The organism is Aliikangiella maris, assembly GCF_040719265.1.
GTDB classification, from domain to species: domain Bacteria; phylum Pseudomonadota; class Gammaproteobacteria; order Enterobacterales; family Kangiellaceae; genus Aliikangiella; species Aliikangiella maris.
The window spans coordinates 90,549-112,897 of sequence record NZ_JBFDAH010000005.1 but is presented as its reverse complement, the minus strand read 5'-3'; the positions used below and the strand labels follow the sequence as shown (position 1 = coordinate 112,897).

7 protein-coding genes are annotated in these 22,349 nt (G+C 37.1%); 2 read left to right on the top strand and 5 right to left on the bottom strand.

The window, feature by feature from the left end:
• Positions 1–12 precede the first annotated feature (12 nt).
• The 5 genes from ABVT42_RS06035 to ABVT42_RS06015 all read right to left on the bottom strand — a co-directional run bounded on the left by ABVT42_RS06035 (position 13) and on the right by ABVT42_RS06015 (position 14,549).
• Positions 13–10,977, bottom strand: a complete 10,965-nt coding sequence (locus tag ABVT42_RS06035; protein WP_353896088.1) for a non-ribosomal peptide synthetase/type I polyketide synthase — start codon at positions 10,975–10,977, stop codon at positions 13–15.
• A gap of 75 nt (positions 10,978–11,052) precedes the next feature.
• Positions 11,053–12,201 (bottom strand): acyl-CoA dehydrogenase family protein, encoded by a 1,149-nt coding sequence (locus ABVT42_RS06030; protein ID WP_353896087.1) that lies wholly within the window; start codon positions 12,199–12,201, stop codon positions 11,053–11,055.
• The gene (locus ABVT42_RS06025) at positions 12,201–12,470 is read right to left on the bottom strand and encodes an acyl carrier protein (RefSeq protein WP_353896086.1); all 270 of its coding nucleotides are present in this window, start codon (positions 12,468–12,470) and stop codon (positions 12,201–12,203) included. The genes ABVT42_RS06030 and ABVT42_RS06025 overlap by 1 nt, the downstream gene beginning before the upstream one ends.
• 59 nt (positions 12,471–12,529) lie before the next feature.
• Positions 12,530–13,615, bottom strand: a complete 1,086-nt coding sequence (locus ABVT42_RS06020) for an HAD-IIIC family phosphatase (RefSeq protein ID WP_353896085.1) — start codon at positions 13,613–13,615, stop codon at positions 12,530–12,532.
• Between the two features lie 91 nt (positions 13,616–13,706).
• Positions 13,707–14,549, bottom strand: a complete 843-nt coding sequence (locus ABVT42_RS06015; protein ID WP_353896084.1) for a 3-hydroxyacyl-CoA dehydrogenase family protein — start codon at positions 14,547–14,549, stop codon at positions 13,707–13,709.
• A 1,018-nt stretch (positions 14,550–15,567) separates the two neighbouring features.
• Here ABVT42_RS06015 and ABVT42_RS06010 point away from each other — a divergent pair.
• Positions 15,568–18,363, top strand: a complete 2,796-nt coding sequence (locus ABVT42_RS06010; RefSeq protein WP_353896083.1) for a LuxR C-terminal-related transcriptional regulator — start codon at positions 15,568–15,570, stop codon at positions 18,361–18,363.
• 505 nt (positions 18,364–18,868) lie between these two features.
• On the top strand, positions 18,869–22,324 hold the full coding sequence (gene mfd / locus ABVT42_RS06005) for a transcription-repair coupling factor (RefSeq protein WP_353896082.1): 3,456 nt from the start codon (positions 18,869–18,871) through the stop codon (positions 22,322–22,324).
• The last annotated feature ends 25 nt before the right edge of the window (positions 22,325–22,349 follow it).

The window sequence follows — 22,349 nt, the reverse complement described above, 5'->3', positions numbered from 1 at the left end:
CATTCTCCAATTTCAGCAAACTTGTACGACTTTCTTAAGTAAGTTGATATAGTTATTAATAAAGTTTTTCATTTTATCTTGTTTCAACTTAACTCGGTTAACATCAATTTTTAAACTCACTTGAGAATTTTTATTCTCAAAGTTATAAACAATATCAAAATGGTCAGCTTGTTTATCATTAGCTAGACCCGAAAAGTTAAACAATGACACAAGACCATTCTTGGATTTTCTCATTACAGACGGCATGTTACTCACTCGATTGCTATCTGATTTACCTTGCTGCAAGTTTTTAACGATAGTTTCGCGTTGCTGCTTTACTGACTTTATAACATCCCCAATTTGCTTTAGAGAGCTAAAATCAAGCGTAATTATGGCAAAGCCTGCATCAACCTCTCCAAGACTGCTGTATAAGTAAACTTGGTCTTGCGCTAAGGTTTTATTTAAATAAATGGCATGCAAAGCTAATAGAATATCGTTAACTGTTGCGGAGTACTTCTCTGCCAGCAAGTTCACTTTTTTCGAATATTCGGTATCCAAACTTACCTGCAGATATTCGACACTTTGCGATGTATTATTTTTCTCAAAAAATTCCTCAGGAAACATTAGCTCTTTCACTTCAACCGAAGTTTCCTGCTGATGACTTTCTTCAATTAATTGTGCCAGTTGAATAACAGTAGGATGAGAGAATATATCAGTAACATCAATGCAATCAGGAAACTGCTTGTCGATTGCAACATGCATTTTTATCAACGAGTATGAAGTTCCACCTGCATCAAAGAAATTAGTATTTACGCTAAAATCTGTTCGACCAAGTATTTTCTGCCAGATTATTACGATTGCTTGTAATATTTCGTCGGCAACAACCGCATCATTCGTCAGAACATCAGACTGAGTTGCTTGTGTTAAGTTAATATACTCAGCTATCGACTGTGGTAAAGCTTTACGTGCTAATTTACCACTGGTCGACAAGGGCAGTTCAGGTAATACAATAAAATAGGATGGGACCATATATTCAGGAATCTTTTGTGCCAACTCACGCTTACATAAGTTCATATCAAATTGCTGTTTGCTTACATCAGATTTCAGTTGAATAAATGCAACAATCACTGGATTACTTTCTGGATACTCACGTATGCAAGCTGCGGCATTAGCGACCCAGTCAGATTGATTAAGCGCATGCTCTATTTCTTGTAACTCAATTCGATATCCTCGCAATTTAATTTGGTTATCACTGCGACCAAGATATACAAGTTCACCATGAGAATTCCATTTTGCCATATCCCCCGTTGCATAGAGCTTTTCACCCGCGACAAAAGGATTATCAATAAATTGTTGTTGCGTTTTTTGTGGATCTTGTAAATAACCTCGCGCCAAACCATCTCCACCAATAAACACCTGACCAGCAATACCTATGGGTAGTAATTGCATATTGTCATTGAAAATATAGATTTGCGTATTACCAATAGGTAAGCCAAGATGAACATGATTGGCCTGAGTTAATTCGGCAGTTGCCGACCAAATAGTTGTTTCGGTTGGACCATACACATTATAAATATTTAGTGTTGTAACCTGTTGTAAGGTATTTAGCATTTGTTCAGGAAAGCTCTCACCACCAACCAATAAATGCGATACAGATTCAAACACCTGTTGTGGTGTATGTTGCATTAATAGTACTTGTAATCGACTAGGCGTAATTTGTACTAACTTAATCTGATATTGTTTAATTTTGTCGATAATACGCTCGGCTGACAGTTGCTCTGATTCACTCACTAAAACCATGTTACCGGCATTGGCTAACGTGACAAATAGTTCGAGACCGAAGATATCAAAAGTAAAATTGGTTAAGCTTAAAACGCCTACGCCAGAGGGAAATTTAACAGCATCTGTTATGGCGTAAATGAAGTTAAGCAAACTGCGCTGTTCAATCATAACGCCTTTCGGCTGACCGCTTGTGCCTGAAGTAAAGGTAATATAGGCCAACTGAGTAGCCTGCCAGGCATTATCAGCAATATTCAACAGTTGATGTTCGTCATCAGTGAGCGTTTTGTGAGTGGTTGAATCGACTAGTTGTTCAACATCTATGAGTAAACCATCAAATTCGAGTACAGGTGAAGCTTGAGCAGTCGTATTTAGACTTTGTATGATTGATTGCTGCGAAATTAAGCAATGAATTTCACCCGTATCTATCATTTGATTAAGGCGTTGAACGGGATAACTCACATCCATTGGAATATAGATAGCGCCCGCTTTGAGAACAGCCAAAACTGCGACAATCAGTGAAGTATCGCGATTTAGTAAAATGCCAACCGCTTGCTGTCTTTGCACACCTTGCTTGATTAACTCAACCGCCAAGCAATCAACTTGATTGATTAATTGGGCATAAGTCAATTGTCCATTACTGGCTGTTACCGCAACACTTTGTGGATTTTTATTTGCGACTTCTTCGATTAACTGATTAATACTTTGATTAATTTGATAATCTTGTTGAGTCTGATTAAACTTTTCTACTAATAGTTGTTTATCAGCAGGACCAATTAACGGAATTTCACTGATAGGCTGCTGATTATTCACAACCACTTGCGCTAGCAGATTTTGATAACATTGTGCCCATTGATTCACAATGACTTGGTCAAACAGCTGAGTTGAATAAATAAATGCACAACGCAAGCGATTATTTTCCTGAGTGATTTCCAGGGTTAGATCGAATGCCGATGAGGATAATGGGTAAGGCACAGATGTCACCTTAAATGCATCGCTTTCAAATAGGCGTCCATCTCCATTCTCATAGATAAACATGGTATCGAATAACGGTGCTCGACTCAGCTCGCGAGAAATTTCTAGCCTATTAATGAGCGTTTCTAGCGGATAGTCACTGTTTTCATAAGCGTCAAAACATGTTGAGGTTAATGCTTCAACAAAACTGGCAAAACTTTGTTGTTTATCCAAAGGCGTTAAAATAGGTAAGGTCTGTGCAAACATGCCAACAGTAAATTCAAAGTTACCATTTTTTCTTCGATCAAATGGAGTACCTATACAAATATTAGTATTACCCGAGAGCTGATACAAAAACACATAGTAACAAGCAAATAAATAATTAAATGGTGTACAACGCAGTGTTTTTGCCGCTTCTCTAATTTTGGTAGTTTGTTCTTCTTCAATATAAAAATGCACCGCACTACCCTGATAATTGATGATATCAGGGCGTGCCACATCACCGGGTAATTCTAGCGGTGTGGGCAGTATAGAAAATTTATTCAACCAATAATTTTGTTGCTGTGAAAAATCTTGAGATTGGGTAAATGCTTCTTCATTATCAATAAATCGAACATACTCATCAGTTGCTATTTTTGGGGTTTGCTCAATATAAAGCGATAAAAAATGCGCCATAATAATAGAAGCAGAAATACCATCGGCAATTAAATGATGTAAATCGAGCCAAATAATCCATTGTTCATGGTTTTGCTCAATAATATTTACTTGCCATAATGGAGCCTGATCTAATTGATAAGGCTGCGCAGTGTTTTGTTTGACTTCTTCTAGCGTTTTATTTTGATGCCACTTTATCGCTAACTTAAATTGGTCAACGGGAGTGATTAGTTTTTTAACGCCATCATCAGTCGCTACATATTGACTCCTTAAATTGGTATGCTGTGCGGCAATTTCTTCGAATGCCGCAACCAGTTTTTCTTTATTTAACTGGCCACTTACTAAAAATGCACCGGATATTCGATAGGCTTCCTCACCACCTTTCATGCGACTTAAAATATACATCCGTCGCTCTTCTGAAGTCAGTGGTAACGTATCTTCATCAGTATATTTTGTTAATGACTGAGCTACCGTTTGTTTTGAAACTTGCAAATGACTATCAGTCGATTCGGTACTGCTTGAATGATGAATTTGAGTAACTGACTTAAACTCGAAGCCACCTGCACGCATTTGCTCAACGGCACTTTTAACAACTTCGATAATTCTTTCAGCATCTTGTTGAGTATGGTCATAGCAGAAAAAGCAAACCCGACGTTCCCAGACAAATACACCTTTTAATTGCATCAATTTAAATAAAATATTCATTTCTAAACCGAGCGTCAGCATATTGGTTGAAGCAATCGGTTCAAATCGATACATCGATGCAAAGTATTTCAAGCTGATGGGAACATGGTTTTCTGTAAAATACTGGTTAATCTTTTTCGCAAAATCAGCAGTGAGCGTTGAACAGTGGTCAATAATTTGTTTGCCTTCTTGTTTTAATTTGCTCAGTACGGCTTTAGAGGCTGCCATCGCTAATGGATGCTTACAGAATGTACCAGCAAAGAAGGTGGTTTCTGAAAATGGCCCGCTTTCATCACCGAATTGCCAGGCACCACCATCGATGTAATCCATTATTTCTTCATTGCCACCGACGACACCAATTGGCATGCCTCCACCAACAACTTTACCATAGGTGACTAAATCAGCTTTAACATCAAAGTAGGCTTGACCACCACCGATATGGCAACGAAATCCAACTATCATTTCGTCAAAGATTAAAACGATACCATGTTGTTTAGTCAGTTCTCTAAGTCGTTCGAGGTAGACTTTGGGTTGTAATGACGGGTTACGACTTTGTACCGGTTCAACTAAGACCGCAGCAATCTGATGGGCATTTTGCTCAATTTGTTTTAGCGAATCTTCACTAGCATAGGTTAGTACTAATGTATCTTCTACCATCGAAGGCACCACACCCGCGGCCATAGGTTCAACACCATCAACACCCTGCTCGGCTAAAATACTATCAAATGAACCGTGGTATGCGGTATTGAAGCGAACGATTTTTTCTCTCTTGGTATAGGCTCTAGCCAAGCGCAGTGATGCCATAACAGCTTCTGTTCCCGAGTTAACAAAAGCCACCCTATCTACATGAGTCAGTTCACGAATTAATTCAGCAACTTCTCCGGCCACCTTTGATTGTGGACCAAGCGCCATACCAGAATCGAGCTGTGCTTTTATTTCATCAGTAATAAATTCAGGATTGTGTCCAAAGAGGTTGACGCCATACCCCATAGCGGTATCTAAATATTCATTACCATCAATGTCCCAGAAATAAGCACCTTTTGAACGTTCCGCAACAAATGGATACATCATTTCTTTGGTATTTAGACTAAAGTTTAACGTCGCAATCCAGTCTGCCAGTCCATAGCGATAATCATTAGCAAATTGTTTGGATGCAGGTGTTTTAGCATTAATCTGTTGAGCCAAATCTTTTAAGAATAACGTTTGCTCGTTCGTCAGTGATTCTTTAAATTGAGAAATATCACGAATATTTTTAGTCACTTGCTTGCCAGATAGTGCTTTCTTTGCTGCTTCTGGTGTACTTGCTAGAGGAGCTGGTTGTGTGTTGCTTGATGATGCAGGCTGCGGCGTATTGCTAGCCGTTAAACTGGATGCCGCCTGCGATGCCAAGGAATTAGCCTGACCCGAACCAAGTACTTGCAGTTGTTGTTTCATTACTTCAAGTTGCTGCTGCATAATTAGCGCAACAGCATTATCTGTAGTATTCACTACAGACTGATTGATGACTGGGTTAACGGAATGAGAATTTTGTTGCTCACTACCGGGTTGCAGACTCTGGTTGCTTAAGTGTGGATTGTTATTTGCGGTATCAGTATATGCTTGCCCTGTTTCAGTTGAAACACTCTTAGCAGTTTCAATTACCAGGTTTTCTTTAGGTGCGTGCTGATAAATATAATCGGCAATTTTTTGTGGCGAATGTATTGAGCGGAAGAATTCGTTTAATGATATTTCAATCGCGTAGTTTTTCTTTAATTTTCTATCAAGCTGAACAAACATCAACGAATCAATACCTAATGAAAATAAATGCGCATCGTCTTCCAGTTGCTCAAGGGGAACACCAACAATATCGCTGATCATTTCTTTAATTTCAGCTAACACATCTTTTTCGATGGTTTCTGTAACCATATGGGTTTGATTCACAATTGCGGACTGTTGGACTAAGCCATTATTTTGATAAACACCCTGTTTAGCGGCAGTATCTATTGATACAGCTGCAAACGTTTGTGTTGTATTTGGATTCACCACGGCGCCACCATGTTGAGAGTTTGTAATCGCTGGTTGTTGAATATCACACCAGACACGATTCTTATTCATAACTAGATGTGGAATATTATTCATACGTTGAGTATTTGCATGGTTATAATTACGCCAATTAATTGTTGCGCCAGCTTTATATAATGCGCTAATTGACTGATTAATTTGCTCCCATGCTTCTCTGGCTGGTCGTAATGACGGCACTAAAACCGCCGTAGTATTTTGATTAATTTGTGCAGCAAAACCGAGTAACGTCGCATTACCACCAATTTCAATCAATGCACCAGGATTTTCAGCTAAAGCAGTTTCAAAAGCTTGTTGGAAAAGTACCGAACAAGATAAATGTTCTGCCCAGTAATCGGCATCAATTTGTGCCGCATCGGCGATTAATCGGCCAGTTTTACTCGAATAAAAAGCAATCTTGGGTTGATTAAATTCAATCGCTTTAAAAGCATCACTAAGTTGTAAGGCACTGTGTTGCATCAACGGCGAATGATAAGCGCCAGGTATAGGAAGAAGCTCGGTAAATACACGCTGCTTTTTAATAATCGGTAGTAATGCTTCAATTTCGTTAGTAAGTCCACAAATAGTGGTATTTTCCGGACTATTTTCAGCAGCAATATAAACATGATTAAATTGAGCTGGATATTGTGCAATAATTTCATCGATGCGTTGTCGGCTACAAAATACATTCATCATGCGACCATCAATTTGGCTATCACGCATAATTTGTATTCTTAATGACACCATTTTTATTGCATTTTGTAAACTCACCACGCCGGCAATACATGCAGCAGCATATTCACCAATACTATGTCCTAATACACCAGCAGGTTGAATTCCCATTGCGATCCAGAATTTCGCCAGTGCATACTCAACCGCAAAAATCATTGCTTGAGCCTGATCATTTTTATCAAGCGATAATTCTTCTTCGCTAAACAGCGCATCAATTAAATCGAGCCCCGATTCTTGCAAAAATAATTCATGACAAGCATCAATCGCCTCTTTGTAATATTTACTGTTTTGATAAAGAGACTGTCCCATTCCACGGTATTGTGAGCCCTGTCCTGTAAACAAAAAGATAACATCAGGATTTTGTGTTAGAGATAATTCTTGAGGAAAATTGCTATTTTTTTCTGCTAAAGATTGTTCAAGATATTTAGTTAATTTCTTGTTTAACTGTTCGCTACTATTTGCAAGACAAGCAAATCGACTAACATAGTCACTGCGGGTTAATTGCAAAGTTCTACATAATTCTGGTAATTGTGTATCATTGAAAATTGGCTCATTACTGTTTAACTGCAATTGAATTGCCTGCAATGATAAATTTAAACTTGCGGGTGTTCTCGAAGATAATGTAAATAAATATGGTGCTTCAGTATTTGGTAATGCTTGTTCGTTTTGATTTCCTGTGTTATTTCGAAATTGGTTTTCATCAAAACGCTGTAAAATTAAATGAGCATTAGACCCATTAATACCAAGTGAAGTGATCCCAGCGATTAAACTATCTGCTTGGGGCCAGCGAGTCGAGCGACTGACTACTTCGATTTGATTTGAATGCCAGTTAAAACGAGAGTTTGCTTTGTTAAAATGCAAGTTAGCTGGAATATATTCATTTTTGAGAGACAGTACAACTTTTAGCAAACTTGCCATGCCAGCCGCGGCTTCTAAATGACCAATATTAGATTTCACCGAGCCAATGAGTAATGGTTTTTGGCGATCGCCAAAGACTCGATGAATTGCCGATAACTCTTGTGGATCACCTAACTTTGTACCCGAGCCATGCGCTTCAATATAACTGATTTGATCGGGCGTCACTCCTGCTGCTTGCTGTGCTCGTCGAATTAAACGCTCCTGCGCTATGCCACTCGGTACAGTTAAGCCGCCACTTTGACCATTATGATTAATTGCACTACCCTTAACGATAGCATAAATATTATCATTATTAGCTAGCGCATCATCCAAGCGTTTTAATAAAACTGCCGCGGCACCCTCACTGCGAATATAACCATCGGCACCATCATCAAAACTACGGCAACGTGAAGAATGTGCCAGAGCATCGAGTTTTGAAAAACTTATATGGCCATCGGGTTTTAACATTAAATTCACGGCAGCGACAATCGCGTTGTCACAAATATTATTTTTTAACTCATTACAAGCCTGATGAACTGCAATTAAAGATGATGAGCATGCGGTATCAATCGCTATACAAGGGCCTTTTAAATCAAAAGTAAAAGCAATTCGACCTGCTGCCGTATTGAACATATTCCCTGTTAAATCATAGGGTCCTGTTTCCTCAGAACTTTGTTTAATAACACCTAAATAGTCATTGCCAGAAATGCCTAAAAATACGCCAGTGTTGCTACCTTCTATTTCAGTTCGACTCAACAAACTGTTTTCAAGTAGTTGCTGACAGACCTCTAATAATAAACGCTGCTGAGGGTCAATATAGGTCGCTTCTTTAGGTGGAATTGCAAAAAAGTAAGGGTCGAATTGATCAACATCTTGTAAATAGCCACCAGCATAAGTAGTCAATGGCACATTATACTGCGGATCATGTTGCCAACGGTTTTCTACTTGGGTATCCACTGGGTCGACTTGATTGACTAATAAATCCCAGTAAGCTTCTGGTGAGTTTGCTTGTCCTGGAAAACGACACGCCAAACTAACAATGGCAATTTCGCCATTAGTAGAGACTGATGCATTGCTGCGGGTATCATCAGTCGTTGCATTGGTATAAGTTAACAATGAGTCTTGTGGTACTTCATTGACCAGTTCATTCAGGTAAGTTGCCAGTGCATTAACAGTCGGATGATCAAGAATTGTCGTGCCGGGTAATTCAATATTCAGCGCTGTTTCAATTTCATCTTGAATATTGACCAAAGTCATTGAATCGAGCCCCTGATCAAACAGAGTCTTTTGCTTATCAATAACTTTATTACCAGCAACCTTTTTAATTGCTTGTAAAATAATACTATCTAAAGATTGAATTAGTTTACGTTGACCAGGTTGTCTTTGTGTAGACGCTTGTTGTAGAGATGATTTTTGCTGATTACTTACAGATACAACTTGTGTAACAGCGGCACGCTCATTGGTTGCTTGCTCATTGGTTAATTTGTTCGTGGTTTCTACTGTTCTCTGTTCACCAAATTGCTGCTCACCTAACTCTTGTTTATCTAAAATTTCAGCAATTTGTTGAATTTCTTTATCAAACTCACCGGCTTCAAAACGTTTTGATAATGAAACGCGCTGAATTTTCCCACTGGTGGTTTTAGGGATTTTTTTAATTGGTATAACATAAGCAACAGGAATACCAATATCCTGATTCACAGCATCCTTAACAAAAGGAACGATGTCGACAAAGCTTTCGATATCTTTTTTATGATATACAAAAATAACCAACGACTCACTTGAGGTTTCTTTATTTTTAACTCCACAAGCGACAAATCGATTTAAGTTATTATCATTTGAGCGATGAATAATGGCCTGTTCAATATCGTGCGGCACATAGTTTAATCCATTGATAATAATTAATTCTTTAGTTCTTCCAACAACATAAACTCGGTCTTGGTAGAGAAAACCAAGGTCACCAGTATTTAACCAACCCGATTTGGTAATAATTTTATTCGTTTCTTCTGGATTCAAATAGTAACCAGCGGTAACACTACTACCACGAATCTCAATATTACCAACCTTTAACTCACCGAGTTTATTTCGGTTTTGATTAGTAATTCTAACTTGAGTATTAGGATAGGCAGGACCACAATCAGCAAACTGCACAGCATCAGGAGAAGATAGTTCAACCATTTTAACTTCATCGCCGACTTGTAAATTTTGTCGATCAACCGTTAATTGATTAATTTTATCACCGGGCTCAATGAGGGAAACAATTAAAGTGCCTTCAGCTAATCCGTAGCCTAATCTCATAGCCGTTTGTTTTAAACCATATGATTTAAGTTCATCATAAAATTCATGACACAGTGAGACAGATATAGGTTCAGCACCATTAATTATCACTTTGATACAACTTAAATCCCAAGCAAAACCTTTTTTGTTACCACGCTTGTAAAGTTTTAGAAAATGTCGATATCCAAAATTTGGCGAACCCAATATTGTTGCACGATATTTATTGACAGCTTCCATCCATAAAGCTGGCGTCCAAATATAAGCATCGGTATCAATACGATATTGATTGGACTGACCGACAATTGGTGCTATGTGAAAAGCAATCATACCAAAATCATGGGATATGGGTTTCCAGCTTAAAAAAGAATCGTCTTCTGTCAGTTCAATTGACTTAAATATATCGTTAATATTAGATAATAAATTTTGATGGGTGATTTTTACACCTTTAGGTGTACCGGTTGAACCCGATGAAAATTGAATAAAAGCCAGATCATCGGGTTTGGCCGCGTAGAACTCTGGGATATTTTCTAATGCTTGAGTAAAGAATTCTGTATTTTCCGGATAAGAAATAATTCGTTTTGAAACAGCATTCCAAATAATTGGGTCATCATCTTTTAAGTGTGCGGTTAATTTATCTAGAATTTTTTCATTATCAACCACAAGAAATGGCTTTTTCAAAATGTCATAGACAATAAAAACCTTTTTGGCTTTTTCACCATAATCAGCAAGCGCCAGTGGTACAGGAACAAACCCGCCTAAAATACATGCCCAAAAAGTAACAATGAGCTTTTTTAAATCCGTGCATTGCAGAATAACTTCATCACCTTGCTCAACACCATTATCGGAAAGGTACTGCAAAGTATGACAGGCTTGCTGGTATAAATCTTTATAGGATAAAAATTCATCTTCAGCACGTGCTTTAACAAAAGTAATACCTTTTTCTGTTTCAGAACACTGTACCAAAGATTGAACGAGATTCTTATTCACCGTACTTACCGCGCTTGTTATTGTTTAATCCAAAATGAGCTTGCTAACCAATTTTTAACAGCTGTTTACTGCGATTTAGCTACTAACCACAGACGCTTTTCGAAAATGTTTTCTCAGCGCATGGTTAGCAATCAGGGTTTGCTGTATCTGGTTAGTTCCTTCGATTATTTCTAATACTTTAGCTTCACGAAATAACCTTTCGGTTGGATACTTGCTGTGTAGTCCATTTCCACCTAATACCTGAATGGCATTTTGGGTAACCTGCATTGCAGATGTTGCAGTAAAATACTTGGCAATATTGGTTTCCATAACTGCTTCTTCATTATTGTCATTACGTAAATAACCAATTTTTTCACATTGTGAACGAGCCATATAATATGCGGTTGCAGCTTCGGCAATGAGTCCTTGAATTAATTGGTGCTGAGCTATCTTTTGTCCAAATTGATGACGCTTTCTGGCATAAGTCACCATTTCTTCAAGTGCAGCTAGAATAATACCAACACCTGCCCAGGCAATACTGTATCTACCATAAAATAATGCGGTACTAGCGACAAAATTAAAGCCAAGTCCCATACGACCGAGTAACTGAGTTTTAGGCACAATAACATTTTCAAATTTTATTTCAGCCATATAAGCACCACGATTTGCCATCAAACCAGTCATTGCTTCAGTTGATAGGCCTTCCATTCCTCTTTCCATAATAAAAGCAGTAATACCATTTTCACCGTTGGCGAAAACCAAAAATATGTCGGCAATACCACCATAAGTGATCCACTTTTTATGTCCATTTAAAATAAAATGATCATCAAACTCTTGATAAGTTGTCTCTAATGAATTTGCATCAGTACCAATATTTGGTTCAGAAAGAGAAAAACAGGCAATACGCTTGCCGCTAGCTAAGTCGGGCAAGTATTTTTCTTTTTGTGCTTGATTAGCAAACTTCACCAGCGTTTCGCCAACCAGGCTAGAATGTACCGTCAGTAACGCTCTTGTCGAGTTACACCCTTTACTGATCTCTTGTGTGATCAATCCATATGACAGTGCATCAATACCAGAACCGCCAAACTCTTTAGGCAAGATAGCACCTGTAAAACCCAGTGTTGACATTTGGTCAATAATTTCACGAGGTACTGCACCTTGTTGATCATAAGTAGTTGCATTGGGTCTTAAAACTTCGTTGCTAAACTCGGTCGCTTTTTCAACCAATGGGTGTAATTCAGCCATTATCCTGCGTCTCTCAATCGATTAACCAAAGATTCCATCGCATTAATTGTGCGAAAGTTTTTTAAGGCAATATCTTCATCAGGAACCATTACACCAAATTTGTCTTCAATAAAATTTAGTAATCGCATGGCAAATAACGAGTTGACAAGACCTTTTTTAAAGATATCTGTATCGTCTTCCAGGATGATATCGTCATCATCCAGGTTCATAATATTTTCTTCGAGAAACTTGCGAATTGGTGCTGCTGGAGAATCAACTGATACGTTCATATTACTGTCCTAAAATTCTTCCTGTTGGTTTTACCCATCACTATCTGGTTAATCATTCATTATTTATTGATAACAATATCGATATAGCTTGGATAAGGCGCTATTTGCGATAGATCATTTTCGAATAAATAAGTATTGTCGTTTTTAGAAATCTCTTTAAAGTTGGCAAACTGATAAGTAGTAAACATTTGTCTATTACGATCCGTTCTGCGGAAATCAGCTCTTAGCGTGTTACCTTTAGCGGCCGCTTCATTCATTAAAAAGCTTAATAAAACACCTCCCACACCTCGAGATACCGTGCGGCATGACATCAATAATAATTTGATTAAGTCGTGATCTGCTTTGTATTCAACTAAGGCCAAGCCAATTTTTCCGTAAGAACCATAAGTATCTGATAGCTCACAAATCCATAAATCATGATCAGAGGAATTCATGTATTTTTGCAAGTCATCTCTGTCGTAAGTGATACCGGTTGAGTTAAGTTGGTTGGTACGTAAAGTTAATTCTTCAGCTCTTAATAAGTCGGCTTCTTCTGCTCGGCTAATTTGAAACTTCATATCAAGTTTAGAGAGAAATTCTTCTGGTGTTCCACTGAACTCTTCTTCAGACTGTTTACGAGTCATATCTTCTAAATAACGTACACGTCGCTTGCTTGCGTCATCGGAAATTTCCATATTACCAATACGGTCTAATGATAACAGGCCTTGATACTCCAGAGCATCGATAGTCAGTACTTCTGGGTGAACGTCGTTCACTTCATCTCGTTCAAATATTTGGTCGTCAATAAAAACAAAAGTATCGGTTGCAATATTGAGTGATTCAGCTATTTTACCAACAGAATAAGACTTTGAGTTCCAGTGAATTTCTGGATAAAGGAAGTATTCTGCAATCGAAAACTCCTCGAGCTTTTTAATTGCATCTTCGGCATTATTTTTACTGGCAATTGACTGCAAAATACCTTTGCTATCCAGTGCTTTTATAATGTCAACAATGCCAGGTTTTAGTTTAACATCATCCCCTTCAACTAAAATACCTTCCCACATCGTGTTATCCAGATCCCAAATAACACATTTAACCGGCTTAGTTGACGTCATTGGATCAATTTTGTCCTGAGCCTGGGATGCTTTTTCTATTACTGTTTCCATTTTTATTCCTCAGCTGGATTAAAACTTTTCAAATCGTATTACTAGTAAACGTTTGTTAATGTTGCTGTATGTTTTCTTATTGAAAGCTCAATTAATATTGATAAAAACCTTGTCCACTCTTACGACCTAATAAGCCAGCATCGACCATCTTTTGAAGTAATGGACAACATCTGAATTTGGAGTCCTGATAACTTTCGTAGAGAACTTTAAGCGAGTTAACTACTGTATCTAAACCAATCAGGTCAGCAGTTTCCAATGGGCCCATAGTGTGGCCATATCCATCCTTAAATATCTTGTCGATATTTGCTGCACTGGCAACACCATCCTGGACCAGAAACGCTGCTTCGTTCATAAAGAGATGGGATAAACGGTTTGAAACAAAACCAGGCAGGTCTTCAACAAGAACACCTTTTTTATTCAGTGTCGATAACAACTCGTTTGCAGCATTAATGGTATTTTCCGCAGTATGGAATCCTTTAATCAGTTCTACACAGGTTTTAATGGGAACCGGATTCATAAAATGCATACCGATAATATTCTCAGGATGCTTAAGCAATGCGCCAATTTTTGTAATAGAAATACAACTGGTGTTAACACCAATGTAAGTTGAAGCACTACAGATAGTACTTAAATTTTGATAAATTTGCTTTTTGGTTTCCCACTCTTCACTGGCATTTTCAATAATCCAGTGAGTGTCTGCTAGATCTTTTAGATCGGTAGTATATTGAATTTGTTGACATAGCTTATCGTTATCAAGATCACGCAAGCTTGGTAAGACCATTTTATAAGGTCTCAAGTTTCGAAGCAGATTTTTCTCAACGTTCTGAATAATTGACTCATCACGGTCAACTAATATAACCGAGTGTCCAGCAGCAATACATGAAATTGCTGTATCAACCCCCATAACACCAGCACCGATAATTCCAATTTTCAACGTGATTCCCCTTTAAGCAATTTATTATTTATTGTCAGATGCATCATGCTTGTACACCCAATCGGTGATAGCTTCTGTTCACTATTGGAACTTAGCTGATTTAAAATCATCAATTTTTTAAATCAGTTATAAAGACTCATTCGATTTTTATTATTCAGGCAACCATTAAAAAAATTGGAAATCTAAATTATTTTTGACTAATTTATTAGCTACTAAAATTAGTAGGATTGTACAAAAATATTTCAAACGTTTAACAAATGATCAATTTGTTAAAAAATGTAAGCCAATTGCCATCAATAGTTTTTATCTAAAGAAGTCTTTCGCTTAACAACCGTAATGTTCAACATGAGCGCTTCAAAATAGATGTATATATTTGACCAATTTTTATTAAACGCGTCTATGTGTAGTAAGTTATATTTTTATGCCTGCAAAAGATGTAGTTAAGAATTGAAAAATCTTAATAACAAAAGTAAATTTTTATAACACTCGGACTCAAAAAGGACGATGTAGACTTTATTAAATTGAAAATGCGACGAACTTCACTGTTTATCCCAAAATTATTGTCGATTAATTTAACGTGTGATAGATACACCTTTAGATACATAGTAACAACTATTTTTAGTAAAAATCATTTAGAAAAGAAATCAAATTTCAATCAAGCTGGTTGGTTTTTAAACGGCAAGGCACAATCAACTACATGATTCTGTTATTTAAATTTATCTAATATGAGATTTTTTGTATTAATAAGCTAAATTTTTTACAGCAGAAGTCAACAACTTATGCGAATAATCTCATTAATATATTTAGTTGTTTTAAGTCAAAAGCAAAGACCGCTGCTTATCACTCAAGATGTACACCTTTGTGCATTTTTATGTATATCTATTAACATATTAATAATATAATTGTTGTATTATGTTCACATCCTAAAAGTGACACAGTTCATAGAACAGCAACCTATTGCAGAAAGTTTATGCAAAACAATATTAATGAAAGTCTTGGCGAGGTTATAAAATAATTAATGATTCTTTCTCAAGAAAATAATAATAAAAAACAATTTGTCGCAGAAGATTTATTAATCAAAAAGATCGAAAACGAAAATTTTTGTAGTCAATCCGCGAATTACTTTTATTCTGACAAATTTATTAATTTAAAACTTAAGCGAGTGGTGTTTATTAATGCACCAGCAGGTTATGGTAAAAGTGCGTTGATAGAGAAACTTGCCTCTAATAATGAATATGTGAACTGTGTATATCGAATCGCTCAAGATGATAATTCACTCCATTACTTTAAAATCTATTTAGTTGCGTCACTCAAATATGCAACCAATTTAATTGGTGAAGACTCGAAAGATTATGCTGAAAGTGAGTTGGACGAAAAGATAACACCTTCTTTTATTTTAAGCCGTCTCTCTTCAACTCGCAAAAAGATATGTATTATTCTAGATAATTTTCATTTGGTTGCTGAAAATAAGGAGATTATTCAATTCATTCAATCGCTGATTGATTACGCCCCTAAAAATTTATCCGTTATTATTTCCAGCCGTAAGAAAACCCATTTAAAACTTGGTAAGTATTATATTTATGATCAAGTTGTAGAAATTAATGAAAACCAACTCAAGTTTCACTTTAATGAAATCAAACACTATTTTGAACAACATGAAGGTATATTTTTAAATCAGGAAGAGCTTGAGCAGATTTATTATTATACTCAGGGTTGGCCTGCTGCGGTTAAGATGTTGACAATTCTTTATCGCCAGGAAGGTTTCAGTATTACTCAACTTAAACATTTTAATTTTACCAACTCTATCATTGAGCAGTATCTTACCGAAGAAGTCTTACCAGCACAGGGATCGAAATACTGGAATTTACTCGTCTATTTATCGATTGTTAAAAAGTTTACCGTTTCAACCTGTGCCGACTTAATTGGCTGTGATTTGCCTTGTGATGAACTACGTGAATTTATTAACAATCGAGCAATTGTGGTGCGTGCTAACAGCGCTGCTGATACGTTCAAAATTCAACCTTTAGTAGCAAGTTATTTAAGCTATTGGTTTAGTAATAACTTGGGGCTCGATAAAAAGAAAGAGTGCTTTCATTATATTTACTCTTATTATGAAAAATGCAAGAGCGTTAATACAGCCTTTCAGCTGGCGTTAAAAGAGTGTGATGAAAATCAAATCAACAAGTATTTTATCGACATCATTCAACGAGAGCAATTTCGAGATTTACAATTATGGGGCGCAAAAGTAAATCAATTAAATCCAGCCTCTTATATGGCAAGTATCTGGTCTGCCTGGGTGATGCTTTTTAATCACCAATATGATCACTTTAATGTTCGCAAAAAACTCGATACAGCAATTAACATTTATCAAAATCGTTTTCGCGATAAAGAAGATAAACATATTATTCATGCACATGTATACGCAATAAACGGTTATCTTTTAACCGATCAAGGTAACTTCAATGAAGCCATTAAATTTAGTTTAAAATCACTCGAATTTTTACAAAATTCTGAATTATTAATTATTGGTGCAAATTATTATAATTTGGCAAACGCTTATTTATATTTATTTGAAAAAGAAAAAGGCGCACTTTACCTTGAAAAAAGTATAGAAATTTTTGAGAAATGCCGATTCTACCACGGTGCAACGCTTTCCACTTGTCAGCTGGCATTTAACCTAATAGATTCAGGCAAATTAACTGAAGCAGGCGAGCTCTGCTCAGAAAAACTTTCACAGCTCAAACAGGTTAATTTGCTACACCATTCTTATGCGAATTATTTAAATATTATTCTTGCGCAAGTTAACTATTTAGAAGGTAATTTAAGCGAGTCAGAAAGGTATATTAACTTTTTCTTACTTGGTGACAAAAAGAATATTGAAATTATTACTTTAATCAAAGCCTATATACTTAATTTTGAAATTCAATTTTTTACTCAAGATCAAATTAAAATTGAAAAAGCCTTTCAACAACTTTGCCTATTGAGAAATAAGGTTGCATCTGTTTCTGGACAACGTTATTTAGAAGCAGCAATCACTCAATTTAAATATTTATCTGATGCATTTAACACTTCAGATGAAACTTACTTTAAACGTGAAAATACACCAAAGCGTTTGGTTTCTCCACCATTTAAGCATGAGAAAAAGAGCGATAATAACCTCATATTAAATCAACTTGATGAACAAGAAAAGCTGGCTCATCTAAGCATTCTTTTATCTCAAGAAAAAATGAACAAAGCAATTGAAACAGCTTCGCTTGTTTTACGACACACTTATCAAAACAAACGTATTTTCCTAAGAATTAAATTATTTTTACTGCTTTGCAAATCCTCTAAAAACACTAAAATTCGCGAATTCATTCAGGAAAATATCGCGCAAATAAAAGACTTGTGTCATGAACATGGCTTTCATATTTTTAGTAATAAATTTGATACTAACATTCAGCAAGATTGTGCCTCCTACTCTGCTCCCATTTTAATAGAGTCTCAATCGCAAGTAATCACATTTGAAAATTCCGTTCAACCACACCATGAAAGTCAAGGTAATAATATTGGTATGGAAAACACTACTTCTCATTATATCTGGGGTGGACCTAACGATACGTTAACCAAACGAGAAAAAGAAGTTTTATTATTAATTAAACAAGGGTTATCTAACAAGAAGATTGCCAAAAAGATATTTATTTCAGAAGGTACCGTTAAACGACATATTCACAATATTTTTTCGAAAATTAATGTCAAAAATCGGGTTGAGGCGATATTATGGATGGAAAGTCATCAAGTTTTCTTTTCAGAAAATCAAAATCAAAATGAATAACACGCAACATCACTTTTAAATTAACCATAAGAGAATTAACATGGTGTCCCGAGCAAGATACGAACCTACGATTTCCAGCTTAGTAGGCTTGCATTCTTTCCAACTGATTTACCGGGACAGTACTGCTTAAGACAGCATTGATATAACCTCAAAGTCCAATTGATACATTTCATCTTTTTGATCAATTAATTGCGCAATGGATAGCTTTATCGAATAATTTTTAATCTCAATTTATAAGCACTCAGTATATGCCAAAGGTCAGTAATTTTAATAAAATCTAGTTAGTATTTTTACGCCTGTTAGCTTTTATTGTCATCAATGATTAAAATTCAACCAGCACAATAATGATGATGTTAAATATGTTTGTTTATACATAAATGGATAAAAGTATAGTTTTTGAATGCTTAAGGCCCTTAGATACTCGATTACTCGAGATACTTAGTGACAATTTTTCTATCAGCTAAGGTATAATTGGCTGCATTTACATTATTAATGATAAGTTGGCATGAATAGTCTTAATCAAGTCATCAAACATAGCTCAGATAAAGCTGGATTTATCAATTATTTTGACGGCATTTATGGTGGTTCATTTACCCTGAGTATTGCTGAAATAGCCAAGAGTAATCCGGGTATTTTAATAGTCCTACTCCCCGATGCCGCAACAACTCAGCCTGTTAAACAAGAAATTTTGTTCTATTTGGGTGAAAATTCATCAATTCCAGTGGTCACTTTGCCTGATTGGGAAACCCTGCCGTACGACTATTTTTCACCACATCAAGATATTGTTTCTGAGCGATTACAAACACTTTATCAATTACCCAGACTTGAACAGGGCATATTATTATTACCAGTGACCTCGGCCTTGCAGCGTTTGCCTGCAAGAAAATACATCGAATTACAATGTCTATCGCTTACTGTAGGTCAATCTATCGAATTAGCCACTTTAAAAGAGCGCCTTTTTAATAATGGATACGCTTTAGTTACCAATGTGATGGAACATGGAGAATATGCAGTACGAGGCTCGATTATTGATTTGTTTCCGATGGGTACAGAACAACCAATTCGTATTGAGCTATTTGATGATGAAATAGAATCGCTACGCTACTTTGATACTGAAACCCAGCTTACGACCGAGAAAGTCAATGAAATCAATTTATTACCTGCTAGAGAATACCCAACAGACAATGAAGCGATTACTCGTTTTCGGCAGAACTGGCGAGCAACTTTTGATAGTAACTTGCGTGAGTCCACCATATACCGAGATGTAAGCAATCAGATTTTTACAGCAGGTATCGAATATTATTTACCGTTATTTTTCGATGGATTATCGACGCTGTTTGATTTTATTGATGCTCAAAAGGTGACGCTGGTTCACCAGTTAAATATACAGCAACCAGTGGAGACTTTCTGGCACGAACTAAATGAGCGATATGAACAATACGGACATGACATCGAGCGCCCAATTGTGAAACCAGAGAGTCTGTTTATCAATCCAGCTGAATTTAATCAGCATATCAACCGGTTTCCAACCATTGCTTTAACTGCCAAAGCGGTAAAAGACCACAGTATTTCGCTCGGCTTTGCTGCTTGCCCCGAGGTGTTTGTCGATCATAAAGCCGACCAACCTTTAAATAAATTAATAGAACAGATTAATACTCATCAAAAGGTTTTAATCTGTGCTGAATCTTCTGGCCGACAAGAAGTGCTCAGAGATCTGTTAAGTAAAAATAAAATTAAATTGCAAGCGGTAAGTAATTGGAATGACTTTATACAACCTTCCGCTCAGACGAAAACTCAGGTTGCTTTAACAACAGCACCAATTCAACAAGGCTACACCGCAAAAAATTATTTGGTAGTTTGTGAAAGCAACTTGTTTGGGCATCAGGTATTGCAGTCCAGACGTCGTCACAGTAAAGAAGTTTCACCTGATCAATTAATTCATAGCTTGGCAGAATTAAAAACGGGTGATCCGGTTGTTCATGTTGATCAGGGTGTTGGGCGGTACTTGGGTTTACAAACGATTGATGCGGGCGGTATTGTCAGTGAATTTTTAACGCTCGAATATTCAGGCGGCGATAAACTTTATGTTCCTGTTCAATCACTGCATTTGATTCATCGCTTTTCGGGCACCAATCCCGAAATGGCCCCTTGGCATAAACTCGGTAGCGAATCATGGAGCAAAGCCAAAAGCAAAGCGCTGAAAAAAGCCAGAGATACCGCAGCAGAGCTATTAGATTTGTATGCTCGCAGAGCGACGGCCAAGGGAATCAAACATCAATTAAATCAATTAGACTATGATAAGTTTGCTGCCGAGTTTCCATTTGAAGCGACCCCTGATCAACAAAATGCAATTAATGCTGTCGTTAAAGATATGCAAGCATCAACACCAATGGATAGACTGGTGTGTGGTGATGTAGGTTTTGGCAAAACCGAAGTTGCCATGCACGCTGCTTACATTGCTATTCAAAGTGGAATGCAAGTTGCCATGTTAGTCCCGACAACTTTATTGGCGCAACAGCACTTTAATTCATTTCAAGATCGCTTTTCACAATGGCCAGTTAATATTGGCGTGTTATCTCGCTTTCAGAGCAAGAAAGAACAAGAAACTTTACTGGCTCAATTAGCCGACGGACAAGTTGATATTGTAATTGGTACCCATCGACTGTTAACAGGAAAACCGCATTTTAAAAATTTAGGATTGTTGTTGATCGATGAAGAGCATCGTTTTGGTGTCAGACAAAAAGAAATTTTAAAATCCTTTAAAGCAAAAGTGGATATACTGACATTAACGGCCACCCCTATTCCGCGTACCTTGAACATGTCGATGTCAGGAATGCGTGATTTATCAATTATAGCAACGCCACCAGCTAAACGTTTAGCAATTAAAACTTTTGTTCGTCAGTTTAATACGCCATTAATTAAAGAAGCAATACAACGTGAAATCCGTCGAGGTGGACAGGTTTATTATTTACACAATGCGGTAGAATCCATCGATAAAACCGCGCAAGATATTCGAGAGCTGATGCCCGAGCTGCAGGTTGCCGTGGCCCACGGACAAATGCGTGAGCGAGAGTTAGAAGAAGTTATGCGTCAATTTTACCACCAGCGCTATCATGTACTGGTGTGTACCACAATTATTGAAACGGGTATTGATATTCCCACAGCCAATACCATAATCATGGAGCGCGCCGATAAATTAGGTTTGGCACAACTGCATCAATTACGCGGTCGCGTAGGACGTTCGCATCATCAAGCATATGCCTATTTACTCACCCCACCCCCAAAATCTATGACTAAAGATGCCAAAAAGCGTTTAGAAGCGATTGAAAATCTCGAAGATCTGGGCGCTGGTTTTATTTTAGCGACACATGATTTAGAGATTCGTGGTGCGGGTGAACTACTAGGTGATGAACAAAGTGGTCATATGCAGACAATTGGTTTTAGTCTATATATGGAACTCCTTGATAGAGCCGTTGCCTCACTGAAAGAAGGTAACGAACCCGCACTGGAATTAACCCCTGACGAACAAACCGAAGTTAACTTAGGAGAATCAGCCTTGCTGCCAGAGAGCTATATTCCCGATGTAGCAATACGCTTATCGCTCTACAAACGCATTGCCAATGCTAAAAATGAAAATCAGCTAAGGGATATACAGGTAGAATTGATTGACCGTTTCGGTTTATTGCCGGATGAAGCCAAAGCCTTATTTGAATCGACAGCACTAAAACAGCAGTTATCAGCACTTGGAATCAGCAAGCTGGATGCCAACGACAGTGGTTTTACCATCGATTTTAGAGCTGAACCTAATATTAATACGGCAAAGTTAATCGAATTGATACAACAGCAACCCAAATGTTACCAGTTACAACACGGCACTCGACTAAAAGTCAGCCACAAAAGTGAATCGATACACGAACGCAAGCAACAAATTGATTCTTTGATTGAAACCCTCACCTGCTAAGGGTTAGTATTTATAAAGTGATTAT

What these genes read in the sequence shown, in the direction of transcription:
- ABVT42_RS06030 (WP_353896087.1), bottom strand. Translation starts at nt 12,201, where the DNA reads ATGGCTGAATTACACCCATTGGTTGAAAAAGCGACCGAGTTTAGCAAC.
- ABVT42_RS06025 (WP_353896086.1), bottom strand. Translation starts at nt 12,470, where the DNA reads ATGAACGTATCAGTTGATTCTCCAGCAGCACCAATTCGCAAGTTTCTC.
- ABVT42_RS06020 (WP_353896085.1), bottom strand. Translation starts at nt 13,615, where the DNA reads ATGGAAACAGTAATAGAAAAAGCATCCCAGGCTCAGGACAAAATTGAT.
- ABVT42_RS06010 (WP_353896083.1), top strand. Translation starts at nt 15,568, where the DNA reads ATGATTCTTTCTCAAGAAAATAATAATAAAAAACAATTTGTCGCAGAA.
- mfd (WP_353896082.1), top strand. Translation starts at nt 18,869, where the DNA reads ATGAATAGTCTTAATCAAGTCATCAAACATAGCTCAGATAAAGCTGGA.